This window comes from Ureibacillus galli (genome assembly GCF_014836845.1).
Taxonomy (GTDB): Bacteria; Bacillota; Bacilli; order Bacillales_A; family Planococcaceae; genus Ureibacillus; species Ureibacillus galli.
Map to the genome: position 1 here is coordinate 23401 of NZ_JACSQA010000010.1, position 17286 is coordinate 40686.

At 35.2% G+C, this 17286-nt stretch carries 16 protein-coding genes; 14 read left to right on the forward strand and 2 right to left on the reverse strand.

The features are described 5' to 3' along the window. Nucleotides 1–74: 74 nt before the first annotated feature. Complete coding sequence (gene ychF, locus H9636_RS08535) at nt 75–1175, forward strand: redox-regulated ATPase YchF (protein ID WP_191707203.1); 1101 nt, start codon at nt 75–77, stop codon at nt 1173–1175. A 35-nt stretch (nt 1176–1210) separates the two neighbouring features. On the opposite strand, the gene H9636_RS08540 is transcribed toward ychF, so the two are convergent. After that, nucleotides 1211–1771: a metalloprotease family protein gene (locus H9636_RS08540; RefSeq protein ID WP_191707204.1), complete on the reverse strand. Its 561-nt coding sequence runs from the start codon at nt 1769–1771 to the stop codon at nt 1211–1213. 14 nt (nt 1772–1785) lie between these two features. Further along, complete coding sequence (locus H9636_RS08545; protein ID WP_191707205.1) at nt 1786–2319, reverse strand: DUF3267 domain-containing protein; 534 nt, start codon at nt 2317–2319, stop codon at nt 1786–1788. A 172-nt stretch (nt 2320–2491) separates the two neighbouring features. Here H9636_RS08545 and rpsF point away from each other — a divergent pair, with 172 nt between their 5' ends. The 13 genes from rpsF to H9636_RS08610 all read left to right on the forward strand — a co-directional run bounded on the left by rpsF (nt 2492) and on the right by H9636_RS08610 (nt 17282). Next, nucleotides 2492–2779, forward strand: a complete 288-nt coding sequence (gene rpsF / locus H9636_RS08550) for a 30S ribosomal protein S6 (RefSeq protein WP_191707206.1) — start codon at nt 2492–2494, stop codon at nt 2777–2779. A gap of 47 nt (nt 2780–2826) precedes the next feature. Further along, nucleotides 2827–3390, forward strand: coding sequence for a single-stranded DNA-binding protein (gene ssb / locus H9636_RS08555; RefSeq protein ID WP_191707207.1), 564 nt, complete (start codon nt 2827–2829; stop codon nt 3388–3390). Between the two features lie 35 nt (nt 3391–3425). After that, complete coding sequence (rpsR, locus tag H9636_RS08560; protein WP_122972062.1) at nt 3426–3662, forward strand: 30S ribosomal protein S18; 237 nt, start codon at nt 3426–3428, stop codon at nt 3660–3662. A 260-nt stretch (nt 3663–3922) separates the two neighbouring features. After that, nucleotides 3923–4867: a YybS family protein gene (locus H9636_RS08565; protein ID WP_191707208.1), complete on the forward strand. Its 945-nt coding sequence runs from the start codon at nt 3923–3925 to the stop codon at nt 4865–4867. Between the two features lie 12 nt (nt 4868–4879). Beyond that, complete coding sequence (locus tag H9636_RS08570; RefSeq protein WP_191707209.1) at nt 4880–6853, forward strand: DHH family phosphoesterase; 1974 nt, start codon at nt 4880–4882, stop codon at nt 6851–6853. Then, entirely contained in the window at nt 6850–7296 is a 447-nt protein-coding gene (gene rplI, locus H9636_RS08575; protein ID WP_191707210.1) for a 50S ribosomal protein L9, read from the forward strand. The genes H9636_RS08570 and rplI overlap by 4 nt, the downstream gene beginning before the upstream one ends. A 12-nt stretch (nt 7297–7308) precedes the next feature. Further along, nucleotides 7309–8667 (forward strand): replicative DNA helicase, encoded by a 1359-nt coding sequence (gene dnaB / locus H9636_RS08580; RefSeq protein ID WP_122972066.1) that lies wholly within the window; start codon nt 7309–7311, stop codon nt 8665–8667. 214 nt (nt 8668–8881) lie between these two features. Next, nucleotides 8882–10168 carry an adenylosuccinate synthase gene (locus tag H9636_RS08585; protein WP_191707211.1) on the forward strand — a complete coding sequence of 429 codons (1287 nt, stop codon included), beginning with the start codon at nt 8882–8884 and terminating at the stop codon, nt 10166–10168. A gap of 462 nt (nt 10169–10630) precedes the next feature. Beyond that, the gene (locus H9636_RS08590) at nt 10631–12100 is read left to right on the forward strand and encodes a peptidoglycan DD-metalloendopeptidase family protein (RefSeq protein WP_191707212.1); all 1470 of its coding nucleotides are present in this window, start codon (nt 10631–10633) and stop codon (nt 12098–12100) included. A 452-nt stretch (nt 12101–12552) separates the two neighbouring features. Continuing rightward, nucleotides 12553–13263, forward strand: coding sequence for a response regulator YycF (gene yycF, locus H9636_RS08595; RefSeq protein WP_191707213.1), 711 nt, complete (start codon nt 12553–12555; stop codon nt 13261–13263). A 5-nt stretch (nt 13264–13268) separates the two neighbouring features. Continuing rightward, a complete protein-coding gene (walK, locus tag H9636_RS08600; RefSeq protein ID WP_191707214.1) occupies nt 13269–15104 on the forward strand; it encodes a cell wall metabolism sensor histidine kinase WalK in 1836 nt (611 codons plus the stop codon). Next, entirely contained in the window at nt 15101–16414 is a 1314-nt protein-coding gene (locus H9636_RS08605; RefSeq protein WP_191707215.1) for a YycH family regulatory protein, read from the forward strand. Before walK ends, H9636_RS08605 begins: the two co-directional genes overlap by 4 nt. Then, nucleotides 16401–17282, forward strand: coding sequence for a two-component system regulatory protein YycI (locus H9636_RS08610; RefSeq protein WP_191707216.1), 882 nt, complete (start codon nt 16401–16403; stop codon nt 17280–17282). The genes H9636_RS08605 and H9636_RS08610 overlap by 14 nt, the downstream gene beginning before the upstream one ends. The last annotated feature ends 4 nt before the right edge of the window (nt 17283–17286 follow it).

Below are 17286 nucleotides of genomic sequence, written 5' to 3' on the forward strand. Positions count from 1 at the left end.
ATAATAAACATTGGTTTCAAAAACGAAGAAAATAAAATGGAAAAGATTGATATAAGAAAGGTCGTGTCAACCGAATGTCTTTAACAGCTGGTATCGTAGGTTTACCGAACGTAGGGAAATCTACATTATTTAACGCAATTACAAAAGCGGGTGCTTTAGCAGCAAACTATCCATTCGCAACTATCGATCCTAACGTAGGAGTAGTAGAGGTACCTGATGCCCGTTTAGATAAATTAACGGAATTAGTACAACCGAAAAAAACTGTTCCGACTGCATTTGAATTTACAGATATCGCAGGAATTGTAAAGGGAGCATCCAAAGGAGAAGGGTTAGGAAATAAATTCTTATCCCATATCCGTGAAGTAGATGCGATTTGCCAAGTTGTCCGTTGTTTTGAAGATGAAAATATTACACACGTTTCTGGATCAGTAAATCCGATTGATGATATTGAAGTCATTAATTTAGAATTAATTTTAGCTGATATGGAATCAGTAGAAAAACGTCTACAACGAGTTAGCAAAATGGCAAAACAAAAAGATAAGGAAGCTTTAATTGAAGAACCCGTTTTAATAAAAATTAAAGAAGCGTTAGAAATGGAAAAACCAGCGCGTTCTGTTGAATTAACGGACGATGAATTAAAAATTATTAAAGGGCTTCACCTTTTAACGATTAAACCAATGCTTTACGTAGCCAATGTATCAGAAGATGAAGTGGCAGACGCGGCAAATAATCAATACGTACAACAAGTACGTGAGTTTGCAAATGCCGAAGGGGCACAAGTCATTACAATTTGTGCTAAGATCGAAGAAGAAATTTTAGAGTTGGACGATGAAGAAAAAGCGATGTTCCTAGAAGAGTTAGGAATTGAAGAATCCGGTTTAGATCAGTTAATTCGTGCATCCTATGATTTACTAGGATTAGCAACTTATTTCACTGCTGGTGTACAAGAAGTACGTGCATGGACTTTCCGTAAAGGAATGAAAGCTCCACAATGTGCGGGTATTATCCACTCAGATTTTGAGCGCGGATTTATTCGTGCAGAAACAGTTGCTTATGAGGATTTAGTGGCAGCTGGTTCAATGGCAGCAGCAAAAGAAGCTGGAAAAGTGCGTTTAGAAGGAAAAGATTACGTCGTACAAGATGGCGATGTTATGCTATTCCGTTTTAATGTTTAATCACAATATATTTGAAAAGAAAACCGGAGTCCAACTTAGGATTCCGGTTTTTCGTCTTCTAAATAGACATAAACACTAAATTGTTCAGGCTCATCTTTTACTAACGCATCATCCGGGAAGTGTCTTAACTTATAAATACCAACAAAATTGGCCAATCCCCCTGCTATAAAAGAAGCACTAGCAAGTAATAGCGGATAACTACCAATTGCAAACCCTATCGCCAATGGAATAATCCCTGTAAAGGAGAAAGAAGTTAGAAATATCGATTGATACTGGGCATTTTTAATTTTTTCTGTCGTTTTTGAATAAACTAACCCTTTCTCAGGATGAATGGATAAAGATAATGATTCAGGTGCAACTTTACAACGATATCGATAACCTAATAGATTTAGAATTTCATTGACGACAACTAAAAGAAGAGAAACGACAAGATAGATGACTACCCCAAGGATAAAACCGAGTATGCTTGGAGAAAAATCTTTATGTATTACATAATTTAATACTACAAATAGAATACTTAGAATAATTGTTAAAATGATTGTATGTTTCATAATTTTTTTTTCATTTAATGAAACAATCTTAAAATTATTTGACATAGTTCACCTCTATTTTAATCATTATATACATAAAGCCTCGGAAGCTTTGGATCATCTTTTATTAAGGCATCTTTTGGGAATTTACGCAATTCCTTATACATATAAAAATCACCTACTGCTCCAGCTATGAGTATAGCTCCTAATAGAACAAACATAGAAGAGTTAAAGAAAAAACCGATTAATGTAGGAATGACACCTGTTGTCCAAAAGGGTAACAATAATGCTTTTTTCATTTCATTATTTTTTAAAGGAACAGACGTTGTAGCATAGGCAATACCAAGTTTTAAATTAACACCATAATCTAGTTGTTTAAATTGGATTTTCCCAAAAATCATAAATCCGATCAAATGAAATATTTCATGAAGAACGATTAGTGCAAAGTAGTAAACGATAAAAAGAAAAATATCCAAAAAAGTAAAAGAAAATGATGATTGTTGATGAAGATAACTATTTCCAACGAAAAATAGGACACACAAAAGGAATGTTAACCATAAATTCATTTTCGTTATGGCTTTCATATCAAGCTCAATTATTTTTGGTTCAGACATGTTACCTCTCCTCTCTAGCTACCATTATAATCGGTTCAAATCTTAATTTGGAAGTATTTATATTTGTTGCATGAATATTTGAAGTGTGGTACAATTCTCAGATGTGAGTATATAATACTTACTCCTTGCTCTCTTAATAGGAGAGCCCAAGTCCATAAGGAGGTGCAAAATAATGAAAAAGTATGAAATAATGTACATCGTTCGTCCGAACATTGAAGACGAAGCGAAAAAAGCATTAGTAGAACGCTTCAATGAAGTTTTATCTTCAAATGGCGCTGAAATCATCGAGTCTAAAGAGTGGGGCAAACGCCGTTTAGCTTATGAAATCAACGACTTCCGTGAAGGTTACTACCAAATCGTAAAAGCTAACGCTGGTTCAGAAGCTATTAACGAGTTCACTCGTTTAGCGAACATTAGCGAAGACATTATTCGTCACATGGCTGTACGTGAAGAAGAATAATTTTAACATTTAACTTTAACTAAAATGCTGAAAAGGAGGTTGAAATTGTGATAAACCGTGTCGTATTAGTTGGAAGACTAACGAAAGATCCAGAGCTTCGCTACACACCGAGTGGCGTTCCGATGACTCGTTTTACAATCGCTGTAAATAGAACATTTTCGAACCAACAAGGTGAACGTGAAGCAGACTTTATCGGATGTATTGCTTGGCGAAAACAGGCCGAAAACTTAGCAAACTTCATGAAAAAAGGAAGTTTGGTTGGTGTTGAAGGTCGTATTCAAACAGGTAGCTTCGAAGGTCAAGATGGAAAACGTGTTTACACAACAGATGTTGTAGCGGATTCGGTACAATTTTTAGAACCGCGAAACACTGGTGGAGCTGGTATGCCAAATCAACAGTATGGAGGGCGACCACAATATGGAGGGAACCAACCTGCATATAGTACAAGCCAACCAAACCAACAATTTGGAAGCGCGGAGCAAGATCCATTTGCTTCATACCCACAAGCTCAACCTTCTGGGAATCAGCAAAACTATACACGTGTAGATGAGGACCCGTTTGCGTCGAGCAAAGGTCCAATTGAAGTTTCTGAAGACGATTTACCGTTCTAATAGAGACAAAAAACTAAAAAAGGAGGAACATCGAAATGGCACAACGTCGCGGAGGCCGCAAACGCCGTAAAGTTTGTTACTTCACTTCTAACAATATTACGCACATCGACTACAAAGATGTAGATCTACTTAAAAAGTTCATTTCTGAACGTGGTAAAATTCTTCCACGTCGCGTAACTGGTACAAGTGCAAAATACCAACGTAAATTAACATCAGCTATTAAACGTGCTCGTATTATGGCACTTCTTCCATTCGTAGCTGAAGATAAATAAGATTAAATTTAATTCTTACACTAGTAAGATTAGATGATAATTCAAAAAGTCGACAAAATCATAATTTGGTTTTGTCGACTTTTTTTGTAATAATCCATGTTTTTTATTAATCGATGAATTTAGCAATTGTTAGCCGCCTATTGAATAATTTAGTATATTAAGACTTTTACCGCCTTTCTGCATTTTTGTCCAATAGCTAAAAAGATGATACAATATACGAATGAACAGGATTATTTGATTTCATAAAAGGAAGGTTATAAATGCCGAATAATCAAACTAAAAGGATTGCTCATGGTGCAATGATGATTGCGCTATTTACAATTTTAATTGCAATAGCCATATATGTACCAGTTCTTAATCTCATTGCTATGCTTTTCGCACCACTTCCACTAGCTTGGTATAGTGCAAAATACGACCGAAGTTCCTCCGTTTTAGTAGCGGTATTAGGATGTATAATTCCATTCTTTTTTGGAGGGTTATTAGCTTTACCCTTTTCACTCATCTTTGCAGCTATTGGCGTTGTAATGGGTGATGCACTACGCTTAAAGAGAAGTAAAGTATTTTTATTGATGTCCACTGGGGTAACAATACTAATTACTTTTGCTATAGAATATCTTATTTCAATAAAATTGTTAGAAACAGACTTCATTAAAGAGTTCATGGAATTTATGCGGGAAAATTATTCCCAAGCGATGACCCTTTCTGAAAGTTTAAATGGGCAACAATCAGCAATAACTGCTGATATGATGAATGTCATGTTTGAAACGATGGAAACAGTAATCCCTGCTTCGATTACATTAGGTGTCTTTCTTTTTGCCTTTATTATTATAACGATTAACTTACCGTTGTTAAAACGTTTTGGAGTGAATGTACCGAAATTTAATGCATTTAAAGATATGCGTTTGCCGAGGGCTGTATTATGGTATTACTTAATCGTACTATCGATTAACCTATTCCTTTCGCCTGAACCAGGTACAGCACTTTTTGTGATTTGTTTAAATTTTTCAATAGTGTTATGGATACTATTAACATTACAAGGTATTTCATTTGTACACTTTTGCTTGGATGCATACGGTTCTCCGAGCTTTTTAAAAGTGTTAATTACAATCATGGCAATTCCGTTGTATTCTTACTTCGTATTAATCGGAATTGTCGATTTAGGTTTTGACATTCGGTCATTTGTCAAAGGTAAGATTCAGAAGTAGGGAGCTGATAAAATGGATACTTATAGGAAGCGAATTATTCGACATCCTCTTATGTATCTAACGATGATTGGCTTATTAGGTGCTATTCTATTGCTCTTTTGGCATGTTTGGGCAGGATTAGTCTATGCACTAGTTACAACCATCGGGTTAATATATGCGTGGCGATTTGAAAAAATTACCTTTGAGCATACAGAAAAGCATATAGAATCTCTGTCGTTCCGAATGAAAAAAGTAGGTTCGGAAGCCCTTCTTGAAATGCCAATCGGGATATTGCTTGTGAACGAAAAGTTTATCATTGAATGGGCGAACCCTTATATGTCTGAAATTGTGGACGATGGCACACTAATAGGAGAAGAAATGTTTGTTCTCTCTGATGATTTATATAATCTTACAAAATCAGATGAAAAACGTGAACAGACAGTAACGATTGATGATCGGAAATATAAAGTGGTTTATAAACAAGAAGAAAGACTACTATATTTCTTTGACGTAACAGAGCAATTAAAGATCCAATCTCAATATTTTGAAGATCGTACAGTTATTGCGATTCTTTTTATAGATAATTATGATGAGTTAACCCAAGGAATGGATGACCAATCAAGAAGTTTAACAAATACGATTGTAACGTCCATTATTAATGATTGGGCATTTGCACACGGCATATTTGCAAGACGGATATCGTCGGACCGTTTTTTAGCTGTTTTAAATGAATCGATTTTAAGTGAATTAGAAAAGAAGAAGTTTTCTATTTTAGATGACATACGTGAAAAAACAGCACAGAAAAACTTGTCTCTAACTTTAAGTATCGGGGTTGGAGCAGGCTCCTCTTCCCTTATTAAACTCGGGGAATTAGCTCAATCCAGTTTAGACTTAGTGTTAGGTCGTGGTGGTGACCAAGTGGCTATTAAACAGCCTAATGGGAAACTTAAATTTTATGGTGGGAAAACAAACCCGGTAGAAAAACGAACAAGAGTCCGGGCACGCGTTATTTCCCATGCGTTACAAGATTTAATTATTGAAAGTGATCAAGTGTTCGTGATGGGACATAAAAATCCTGATATGGATGCAATTGGAGCCGCAATTGGTGTTCGGAAAATGGCTCAAAAAAATAAAGTAGATGGTTTTGTCGTAATTGATTTTAATGAGCTGAATGGAAGCGTTAGTCGCTTAATGGATGAGATTGAGGAAAACTCTGATATTTACAAGTATTTCATTACACCGGATGAAGCTCTGTCTACTATGACAGAGAAATCGTTAGTAATCGTTGTAGATACCCATAAACCGAGTCTTGTTATTGATGACCGTTTATTAAATAAATCAGAAAAAGTTGTTGTGATTGACCACCATAGACGGGGAGAAGAGTTTATTCAAAACCCAACGTTAGTTTATATGGAACCATATGCTTCCTCTACAGCTGAATTAGTAACCGAGTTACTAGAATATCAACCTGAAGAGGAGAAACTAACGAAACTTGAAGCGACGTCCCTTTTATCGGGAATTATTGTTGATACGAAAAGTTTCACTTTGCGTACAGGAGCACGTACGTTTGAAGCAGCATCCTATTTAAGAACATATGGTGCAGATACGATTCTCGTTCAACAATTACTTAAAGAAGATATTGATACGTATATTGAACGTTCGAAAATTATACAGACAGTAGAATTTATACATCCAGGTGTTGCAGTAGCATGCGGAGAGAGAAATAAACAATACGATTCTGTATTAATTGCACAAACGGCAGATATTTTATTAACAATGAAAGATGTATCTGCATCCTTCGTTATTGCCCATCGCTCAGACGGTTTAATTGGAATTAGCGCACGTTCGCTAGGAGATATTAACGTTCAATTAGTAATGGAAAATCTCGGCGGTGGCGGTCATTTAACAAATGCCGCTTGTCAAATTGATGCAGAGACAATCGATGAAGCAGTCATGCTATTAAGGAAAGCAATTATAGAGACATTGGAAGGGAGTAATGAAGAATGAAAGTAGTATTTCTAAAAGATGTTAAAGGTAAAGGGAAAAAAGGCGAAATAAAAAACGTTGCAGACGGGTACGCACATAACTTCTTAATTAAAAACGGTTACGCTGTGGAAGCAACGAAACAAGCAATGAGCCAATTAGAGGGGCAAAAGAAATTAGAAGAAAAAAATGCTGCAGCTGAATTAGAAGCAGCAAAAAACTTAAAAGAACAACTAGAAAAAATGGAAGTTGAAATTAAAGCGAAAGCTGGAGAAGGCGGTAGACTATTCGGTTCCATTTCAACAAAACAAATTGCGGAAGCACTTCAAAAAAAACACGGTATTAAAATTGATAAACGTAAAATGGAAAGCGAAGGAATTCGTTCATTAGGTTATACAAATGTACCAGTTAAACTACATCCAGAAGTAAAAGCAACATTAAAAGTGCACGTGGTTGAAGAGGCATAAGGAGAGATGTCTATGAACGATTCCGTTTTGGACCGCGTTCCACCGCATAACCATGAAGCAGAACAATCGGTTATCGGTGCGATATTTCTTGAACCACAGAGCTTAATTACAGCATCAGAAATTTTAATACCGGATGATTTTTATCGCATTGCCCATAAAAAAATCTTCCAAACGATGTTGGACTTAAGCGATCAAGGAAAAGCGATAGATGTTGTTACAGTTACAGAAGAACTTTCAGTAAAAAAGGAATTGGAAGATGTAGGTGGGCTCTCTTACTTAACAGAGCTTGCTAACGCCGTTCCAACTGCTGCAAACATTGCCTACTATGCAAAAATTGTAGAAGAAAAGGCGCTTTTACGCCGTTTAATTCGTGTAGCTACAAAAATTGTAGAAGATGGCTATACACGAGAAGATGAAGTTGAAGCCCTTTTAGCAGATGCTGAAAAGAAAGTTATGGAAGTAGCCAATCGTAAAAATGCAGGGGATTTCAAGCATGTAAAAGACGTGCTCGTGCAAACCTATGACAATATCGAACAGCTTCAATTCCGTGACGGAGATGTAACTGGTATTCCTACCGGCTTTAATGATTTAGACCGTATGACAGCTGGATTCCAACGAAATGACTTAATTATCGTTGCTGCACGTCCATCCGTTGGTAAAACAGCCTTTGCATTAAATATTGCACAAAATGTTGCCATCAAAGCCCGTGAAAACGTAGCAATCTTCTCTCTGGAGATGGGTGCCGAGCAGCTAGTGATGCGTTTGCTTTGTGCAGAAGGAAATATTGATGCCCAAACTTTACGTACCGGTGCGCTTACTGCAGATGACTGGAGCAAATTAACAATGGCTATGGGTAGTTTATCGAATTCTGGTATTTATATTGATGATACGCCTGGTTTACGTATTAATGAAATCCGTGCAAAATGTCGTCGACTAGCTCAAGAACATGGATTAGGAATGATCTTAATCGATTACTTACAATTAATCCAAGGGAGCGGTCGAAGTGGCGAAAACCGTCAACAAGAAGTATCCGAAATCTCTCGTTCATTAAAAGCCCTTGCTCGTGAATTAAAAGTTCCGGTTATTGCTTTATCACAGTTATCTCGTGGTGTTGAGCAACGTCAAGATAAACGCCCTATGATGAGTGATATACGTGAATCCGGAAGTATTGAGCAAGATGCCGATATCGTAGCGTTCTTGTATCGTGATGACTATTACGATAAAGAATCAGAAAACAAAAATATGATTGAAATCATCATTGCGAAGCAACGTAATGGTCCTACAGGTACGGTTACTCTCGCATTTAAAAAAGAGTTTAATAAATTTATTAACATCGACTGGTCTCAACATCCTATGCCAGTCAATGCTTAACCTAACATCTATTAATCTATTTCAGAACACGAACAATTAGTAATTTTAAATTATTATTTGTTCGTGTTTTTTCTTATTCTCCATTGACTTCTACTAGTTGTCACTGTTACAATAGTTCTGTTTGATAAAATGAATTTTTTAATAGTGGGTAAAATAATAATAACCCATGTTAAGAGGAGAAAAGACGCACTCGCGTCTAGCGGAGGTGCTGGTTATGACATCAGTTGTAGTTGTAGGGACTCAATGGGGAGACGAAGGTAAAGGGAAAATTACTGACTTCCTATCAAAGAAAGCAGATATTATTGCTCGTTTTTCGGGTGGAGATAACGCAGGTCATACAATCAAAATTGGCGATGAAACTTATAAATTACATTTAATTCCATCAGGTATTTTTTATAAAGAGAAAACTTCAGTTATGGGGAACGGGATGGTGATTAACCCAAAATCTTTAGTAACTGAATTAAAAGGTTTAGAAGAGCGCGGTATTGATACATCGAACTTACGTATTTCGAATCGTGCTCAAGTTATTCTTCCATACCATATTTATCAAGATAAAGTGGATGAAGCATCTCGTGGTGACAACAAAATCGGAACGACTTGTAAAGGAATTGGCCCTTGTTATCAAGATAAAATTGCCCGCATTGGGATCCGTATTGCGGATTTACTAGATCGTGAAGTTTTCGAACAAAAACTACGAGAAAATTTACAATTGAAAAACCGCCTATTCGAAAAATTTTACGAAGTGGAAGGTTTAAAATTCGAAGATATTTTTGAAGAGTATTATGGTTATGGACAAGAAATCGCGAAATACGTAACAGATACTTCTAAAGTTTTAAACGATGTAATCGATGAAGGTGGCCGTATATTATTTGAAGGTGCCCAAGGCGTTATGTTAGACGTTGACCATGGTACTTATCCATTTGTTACATCTTCTAACCCTGTTGCAGGAGGAGTGACGACTGGTACTGGTATTGGTCCATCTCACATCTCTCGTGTTGTAGGTGTTAGTAAAGCGTACACTTCTCGTGTAGGTGATGGTCCATTCCCAACCGAATTATTCGATGAAGTTGGACATCATATCCGTGAAGTTGGTCGTGAATATGGTACAACTACTGGCCGTCCTCGCCGTGTAGGTTGGTTCGACTCTGTTGTCGTACGCCATTCTCGTCGTGTAAGTGGTATTACGGATCTAGCATTAAACTCGATCGATGTCTTAACAGGATTAGAAACGGTGAAAATTTGTACTGCTTACAAATATAACGGTGAAGTGATTACAGAATATCCTGCAAGTTTACATGTGATTGAAGCTTGTGAACCGGTTTATGAAGAACTTCCAGGTTGGACTGAAGATATTACAGGTGTTCGTACGTTAGAGGAGCTTCCAGAAAACGCTCGAAAATATGTAGAACGTATTGTAGAGTTAACAGGTATTAATTTAATGACGTTTTCAGTTGGACCTGCTCGTGAACAAACAAATGTTGTAAATCCTATTTGGGACTAAGCCTTAATATAAAAAAGAACTGCTAGTGACTTTATGTCATTAGCAGTTTTTTTATGACTTAGTACCTCAAGAAAAGAGAGTATAAATGCCTATACTTTTTTAAAATGAACTAGTTTCAAATGTCGAAATAAGAGGATTAACTACGAAATTATCTTTCATTTTCATTATGTATAGTTAAAAAGAATGGTCACTTTTTTATAGATAAAATGGATGTTATCGAGAAAAATATATGATTCTGAGGGAAAAAATGGCGAAAATGTAAATAGAACATTATCAATATTTTTTTAATTAGTTAAATTTTCTCACTTTATGACAATAATTGAGCAAATAATACATTTTCATTACAAAAGGCTCAAATTGTTCAATCGTAAAAAAGATTATGTTATCGTAATGAAGTGTAAAATTCTATGTGGAAAATTAACCCTCCTATTTTTAGAGGGAGTCTTTGGAAGGGGCTTAATTATGAGTTCGAAAGAGAACATCAAAAGAGACTTTACAAAGCAACACAGACTAAGTCTTAAATCTAGTAAATATAAATTATTTAATAAAGTTGCAGTAGCTACTATGTTATTTTCTACTGTTTCATTCAATTTAGCTTTCGCTAATGATAATGATTCATTAGAAAAAATCTATCACGTTTATGTAGGAGATACATATATTGGTGCAGTTTCAAATGAAGAATCTGTCCAAAAAATGATCCGAACAAAGGAACAAGAAGCAAAAGAACTTTATAAAGATCGTGTATTAGAAATAAGTTCGAATGTTACACTAGTCCCTGAACAAGTTTTTTCTTATGAAACGGAAGATTCTACAACTCTATCAAAACTAAAAGATGAACAAATAGTTGAAGCTGAGAGTTATGCGCTTAAAGTAAATGGCCAACCTGTCGTTTATTTAAAAGACCAAGCAGACTATGAAAAAACGCTTCGTTTACTAAAACTTCAATATGTAACAGAAGAACAATTAAAACAATATGAAGCAAATGCTTCTCTTGATACATTACCCGAATTGAAACAAAATGAAACACGGATAAAAGAAATTACGATAACAGAAAAACTTTCTGGCGAAGAAACGGCAGTAAATCCTGCAGAAATATTAACTCCTGAAAAAGCAGTTCAATATTTAAAGACGGGTTCAAAAGTGAAGGAAGTATATAAAGTTCAAGAAGGTGACGTACTCGGTACGATTGCCAGCAAGCACAATTTAACAACCGCTCAATTATTGGAGTTAAATCCTGGGTTAACAGAGGATGTTTTATTACAAATCGGCCAAGGGATAAATGTGACAGTTGAAAAACCATTAGTTAATGTGCAAATTACGATTGAAAAATTAAATGTTGAGGAAATTCCATTTAAAGAAGTCGTTGAAGAAGATGAATCGAAGTTTAAAGGTGAAACAGAAGTTAAACAAGAAGGGAAAAATGGTGAGAAGGAAGTTTCTTATCAAATTAAGCATCTTAACGGAAAAGTAACAGAGGAAACTGTTACGAAAGAAACGGTATTATCTGAACCGGTTGAAAGTATTACGATTAAAGGAACAAAAGTTGTTTCTTCTCGTGGAACAGGTGAATTTAAATGGCCAGCAGTTGGTGGATATATTTCAAGTAAGATGGGATCACGCTGGGGAAGTTACCATAGAGGAATCGATATTGCACGACCATCAAACTATAATATCCTTGCATCGGATAATGGTGTCGTAACCTTTACTGGTTGGGATGGAACATATGGTCAAAAAATCGTTATTAGCCATAATAATGGTTATGAAACAATATATGCACACTTATCTGAAATTAAAGTAAGTGAAGGACAAGTTGTTCCTCAAGGTTCAGTAATTGGAATAATGGGTTCAACAGGTAGATCAACTGGTACCCATTTACACTTTGAAGTACACAAAGGTGGATCATTAGTTAACCCACTCGATTATTTAAACTAACATGAATTCTTAGACAGTCCTATAAAAGAGGACTGTCTTTTTTTTTAAAACAGTAAGAAAATTTTGTCGAAAATTATTTCCCAGAAAATAAAGTTTTTGAAGCTGGGAGAATACTACTTTGACTTCATATTGTAATTAGGCTTCTAATACTCGTTATACCACTTTATTTGGTATAATATCTTTATGCATTTAATAACAATGCATGATAGAGTAAATAATATAAAGTTGAATTTGTACTATTCGAGGAAAACCGTAATAAAAAACGAGAACCTATACTAGTTGTGAAACTTTTCATAAGGCTAGTGAGTTAATATGAAGTGGACTTTATAAGGGCCTTAATTGTTTATGTACGATTTCTTCAATTAATTGAAGGTATCAATGGATTGTGAAGAATAAAATTTGAACTTAATTTACTAAAACGATAGATAGATATATGAAAAGGAGAGAATAAAATGACCAAGACAATTTTAGTCGTTGATGATGAAAAGCCGATTGCAGATATTTTGCAATTTAATTTAGTAAAAGAAGGTTACCAAGTAATCTGTGCCTATGATGGAGATGAAGCGTTAGAGAAGATTGAAGAATCTCAACCGGATTTAATGCTACTAGATATTATGCTTCCTAAAAGAGACGGAATGGAAGTTTGTCGAGAAGTACGTAAAAAATATGATTTCCCAATTATTATGTTAACGGCAAAAGGTTCTGAAATTGATAAAGTGTTAGGTCTTGAAATGGGTGCTGACGATTATGTAACAAAACCATTTAGTACACGTGAATTAATTGCCCGTGTTAAAGCGAATATGCGTCGTTTAAAAGTATCTGCTCAAGTAGAAGAATCAAAAGAAGAGACAAACGACATTACAGTTGGTGCTTTAATTATCCAACCAGATGCTTACCTTGTATTAAAACGTGGAGAAGCAATTGAGTTAACTCACCGTGAGTTTGAATTGTTACATTACTTAGCAAAACATATCGGTCAAGTGATGACACGGGAACATTTACTTCAAACTGTTTGGGGATATGACTATTTTGGAGATGTCCGAACTGTAGACGTTACGATCCGTCGCCTACGTGAAAAAATAGAAGATAATCCAAGCCATCCAAACTGGATCGTCACACGCCGTGGTGTAGGTTATTATTTACGAAATCCTGAACAGGAGTAAATACGATGCACAAAGTAAGCTTTTTTAAGTCGATTCACGTAAAAGTCGTTTTAATCTACGTATTACTTATTATTATTGCGTTACAAATTATAGGCATTTATTTTTCAACCGAATTAGAAGATAATTTAAAAACGAATTTTCAAGAATCTATTAAACAAAGAATTGATTTAGTCCAATATAGTATTCGGGAAGAGTTGTTAAGGGAACGAGATGATACAACTTTAACAAAAGAACAAAGTCTCAGTGCCATATTACAAGAATTTAAGACGAATGACATTAATGAAATTATCATTATGGACAATCGTAATAAAGTGCTTGCGACTTCGGATGCGGATAATCAATCGATTGTTGGTCAACGATTTAATGCGGATACGGTAACAAAATCAATTTCCGCTGAAACATATTTAGATGAAATCGCCCTTGATGAAGATACAAGAAAAAGGGTTTGGGTTCTTGCAACACCCATATTAAATACTGTTGGTCCTGATGGCGAAGTGATGGGTGCCATTTATATTGAATCGAATATTGAAAAAGTATTTGAACAAATGAGTGATATCAATCGAATTTTTGCTGTCGGTACAGCTATGTCCCTTGTGATCACCGTCATATTGGGGATCTTCTTTGCAAAAACGATTACGAAACCAATTCTAGATATGCGTAGACAAGCTTTAGCTATGTCTAGAGGAAATTACTCTAGAAAAGTTCGTGTCTATGGAGACGATGAAATTGGGCAGCTTGCCATTGCCTTTAACCATTTAACGAATCGATTGCAAGAAGCCCAATCGACAACTGAAGCGGAACGAAGAAAGTTAGCATCCGTATTAACGAATATGACGGATGGTGTTATTGCAACAGATCGAAAAGGAAAGGTTATTTTAATTAATGAACCTGCCTTAATGTTCTTAAATGTTACACGTGAAACAACATTAAATCGTCCCATTGCATCTGTTCTTGGGCTCGATCAAGAATATAGCTTTGAAGATTTAATTCATATGAAAGAATCGATTAATTTAGATTATAGTACGGAAGAAAAACCATTTATTCTTCGAGCGAATTTCTCTGTCATTCAAAAAGAAACTGGCTTTGTAAACGGACTAATTACAGTTATACATGACAATACAGAGCAAGAGAAAATTGAAATGGAACGAAGAGAGTTTGTAGCCAACGTTTCCCATGAGTTGCGGACGCCATTAACGACAATGCGAAGCTATTTAGAGGCGCTTGCTGATGGTGCATGGAGAGATGAAAATATTGCACCTACTTTCTTAAATGTAACGCAAACTGAAACGGAACGAATGATTCGTTTAGTAAACGATTTATTAAATCTATCAAAAATGGATAGCCGTGATTATAAATTAAATAAAGAATTTGTGGAATTTAATAAATTCTTTAACCGAATTATTGATCGTTTTGAAATGTCAAAATCCCAAAATGTGAAGTTCCTTCGTTACATTCCTGAAACATCCTATTTTGTCGAAATTGACACGGATAAATTAACTCAAGTAATTGATAATATTATTTCGAATGCATTGAAATATTCACCAGATGGCGGAAATATACGATTTGGATTTACAGTCCAAGAAAATATGTTAAAAGTGATGATTTCTGATGATGGAATGGGGATTCCAAAAGAAAATGTAACGAAAATTTTCGAACGGTTTTATCGAGTAGACCGGGCTCGTTCCCGTGCAATGGGGGGGACCGGTTTAGGTCTAGCTATTGCCAAGGAAATGATTGAAGCCCACGGGGGGAAAATTTGGGCAGAAAGTGAGGAAGGTGTAGGTACGACTATTTTCTTCACGCTACCATTTGAATTAGATGAGGAGGGTGATTGGGAGTGAAACATATCGAGCAAATTAAATCATTTGTTTTGTTCCTCCTAGTCATTTTAAGTCTCATATTAACCTTTTCCATTTGGACATATACACCAAACTATCAACCTATTGAAGGATCGCAAGTACAGCAAATTACTGTTGGTGAACAAAAGGAACTTCATGAAGTACTTAAACCATATCGTATATTAGCTCATGAAAACGACAAGTTGCTTGGTACCATTCAATCTTCTCAAATCGATCGGATAATGAAAACGATGGCTGATTTAAGTGCATCTAATCTAATCTTTATGCAAAGCAATTTATCGGAAGAGGAGATTAATTCGGCTATTCATACGGATAATCGTATGACCCTTTTCTTCTCTTATGAAGTGCCAATGGAAACATTTCTTTCCGTTTTAGAGTTCTCTCAAAATGATTTACCCGAAACTACATTTAGTCATTTAATAATCGATTGGAGTGAATATAGTAAAACGAATTCCATTCAATTTTTATTTATAAGTGAAGAAAATCGTACACTATATAGTACGGATGTGGCTATTAGCAAAAATAATTTTGAGTCTACTTTTATGGAAGTAGTGAACCAATCTGTTCCATACACAGAACTGGAGAGGAAAAATAATCTTTCATTATATGTATCAACGAACCCAGTAGAAGTACCGAAATTTACTTATTCTATCAATCAAGTGTCACCTGAAACATTTAAAGATATTTTATTTAAAGACTCGAATATTGTTCAAAAAAATATTGAAAGTAATACATCAACGAAATATACCGATGGAATGGCTGCTATGACTTCTGATGCCAGTACAAGAACGATTAATTTCGTTTATCCTGCATCAGAAAGTATAGACGAAATTAAACCATCCGTTTTGTTCCAAGATAGTTTTGACTTTATTAATGACCATGGAGGACTAACAGGGGACTACCGATATGTATATAGCAATGTTTTAAAACATGTAACAGAGTATCAATTGTTCGCCCATGATCTTCCTGTATTTAGTCAAATTACCTCAACACGAATTTCAACAACTTGGGGTGATAATCAAATTTTCCAATATAAAAGACCTTCTTTTATACTCGATACGCCATTTGATATATCAAATCAACTGTTACCTTCCGGAGCTGAGGTGGGTGAGGCACTTCCAAGTATAGAAGACATTAATGAAATTGTTTTAGGTTACTATTTATCTCAAGAAGAGAAAAACTATAACTTTGTCTATACGCTTATACCTAGTTGGTTTACTATAAATAACGATGGTAGTTGGACACGTTTAACGACGGAATCAATAGGAGGGGCTGAATATGGATTGGAGTAAATCAAAATCTATATTCATCGTCGTATTTCTTATTTTAGATGTCTTATTATATTCCCTTTACTTAAACCGACATGCGGAAAAGCAACAAATGGAAGCATTAGGAGGATTAGTAGAGAACGATATTGAAGCCCGTCTAAAAGATGATAATATAACATACAGGGTATTACCAAATAACATTGAAAGTGCTAGTTATATTTCGGGTAAAGTAAAAGATTTTGAAGAAGATAAAGTAGATATTCAAAATGCTGAAAACATTTCATTTGAAGATAAAAGTAAGCTCATAGTAACATTAAAAGAACCAGTTAAAATTCCTAATTTAGAAAATGAAGTCGCTTTTAATGATTTTCTAAAATTAAATGTTTATGAAGGCTCTTCCTATAGGTTATGGGACATAGATTATGAGAGTAACAAAGCTACCTTCTACCAACAGGTGAATAATCGAACAATCTATAATGAGAGTGGACTCGTTACGATTTATTGGAATGAAGATAATGAAGTTGTCATGTATGAACAAACATTATTAGAAAATATAGAAGCTTATGATGAAGAAAAAAAGATTTTAAAACCGATACAAGCTATTTATACCCTTTATGCCCAAGGTCTTATAAATGCTAATTCTACTATTACGGAAATGAGGTTAGGATATTCAACGTTAGTTCCCCTTACTCAAAAGCAAGTATTTGTTCCGACATGGGAAGTTCGAGTGCAAACTTCTGAAAATGAAGAGGAAAAGTACTTTGTTAACGCCGTAGATGGGATCGAAGTAAAGCTCGATGCTTCAAAAGTAGAAGAAGTGGAAGATACGATTGAAGAGGGTATTACGAAAGAATCGAAGTTAGGAAATGAAACAGATATAGAAAAAAAGTAGGGAG

Coding starts and splice junctions, on each gene's coding strand:
- ychF (WP_191707203.1), top strand. CDS start 75: ATGTCTTTAACAGCTGGTATCGTAGGTTTACCGAACGTAGGGAAATCT.
- H9636_RS08540 (WP_191707204.1), bottom strand. CDS start 1,771: ATGTCAAATAATTTTAAGATTGTTTCATTAAATGAAAAAAAAATTATG.
- H9636_RS08545 (WP_191707205.1), bottom strand. CDS start 2,319: ATGTCTGAACCAAAAATAATTGAGCTTGATATGAAAGCCATAACGAAA.
- rpsF (WP_191707206.1), top strand. CDS start 2,492: ATGAAAAAGTATGAAATAATGTACATCGTTCGTCCGAACATTGAAGAC.
- rpsR (WP_122972062.1), top strand. CDS start 3,426: ATGGCACAACGTCGCGGAGGCCGCAAACGCCGTAAAGTTTGTTACTTC.
- H9636_RS08565 (WP_191707208.1), top strand. CDS start 3,923: ATGCCGAATAATCAAACTAAAAGGATTGCTCATGGTGCAATGATGATT.
- H9636_RS08570 (WP_191707209.1), top strand. CDS start 4,880: ATGGATACTTATAGGAAGCGAATTATTCGACATCCTCTTATGTATCTA.
- rplI (WP_191707210.1), top strand. CDS start 6,850: ATGAAAGTAGTATTTCTAAAAGATGTTAAAGGTAAAGGGAAAAAAGGC.
- dnaB (WP_122972066.1), top strand. CDS start 7,309: ATGAACGATTCCGTTTTGGACCGCGTTCCACCGCATAACCATGAAGCA.
- H9636_RS08585 (WP_191707211.1), top strand. CDS start 8,882: ATGACATCAGTTGTAGTTGTAGGGACTCAATGGGGAGACGAAGGTAAA.
- H9636_RS08590 (WP_191707212.1), top strand. CDS start 10,631: ATGAGTTCGAAAGAGAACATCAAAAGAGACTTTACAAAGCAACACAGA.
- yycF (WP_191707213.1), top strand. CDS start 12,553: ATGACCAAGACAATTTTAGTCGTTGATGATGAAAAGCCGATTGCAGAT.
- walK (WP_191707214.1), top strand. CDS start 13,269: ATGCACAAAGTAAGCTTTTTTAAGTCGATTCACGTAAAAGTCGTTTTA.
- H9636_RS08610 (WP_191707216.1), top strand. CDS start 16,401: ATGGATTGGAGTAAATCAAAATCTATATTCATCGTCGTATTTCTTATT.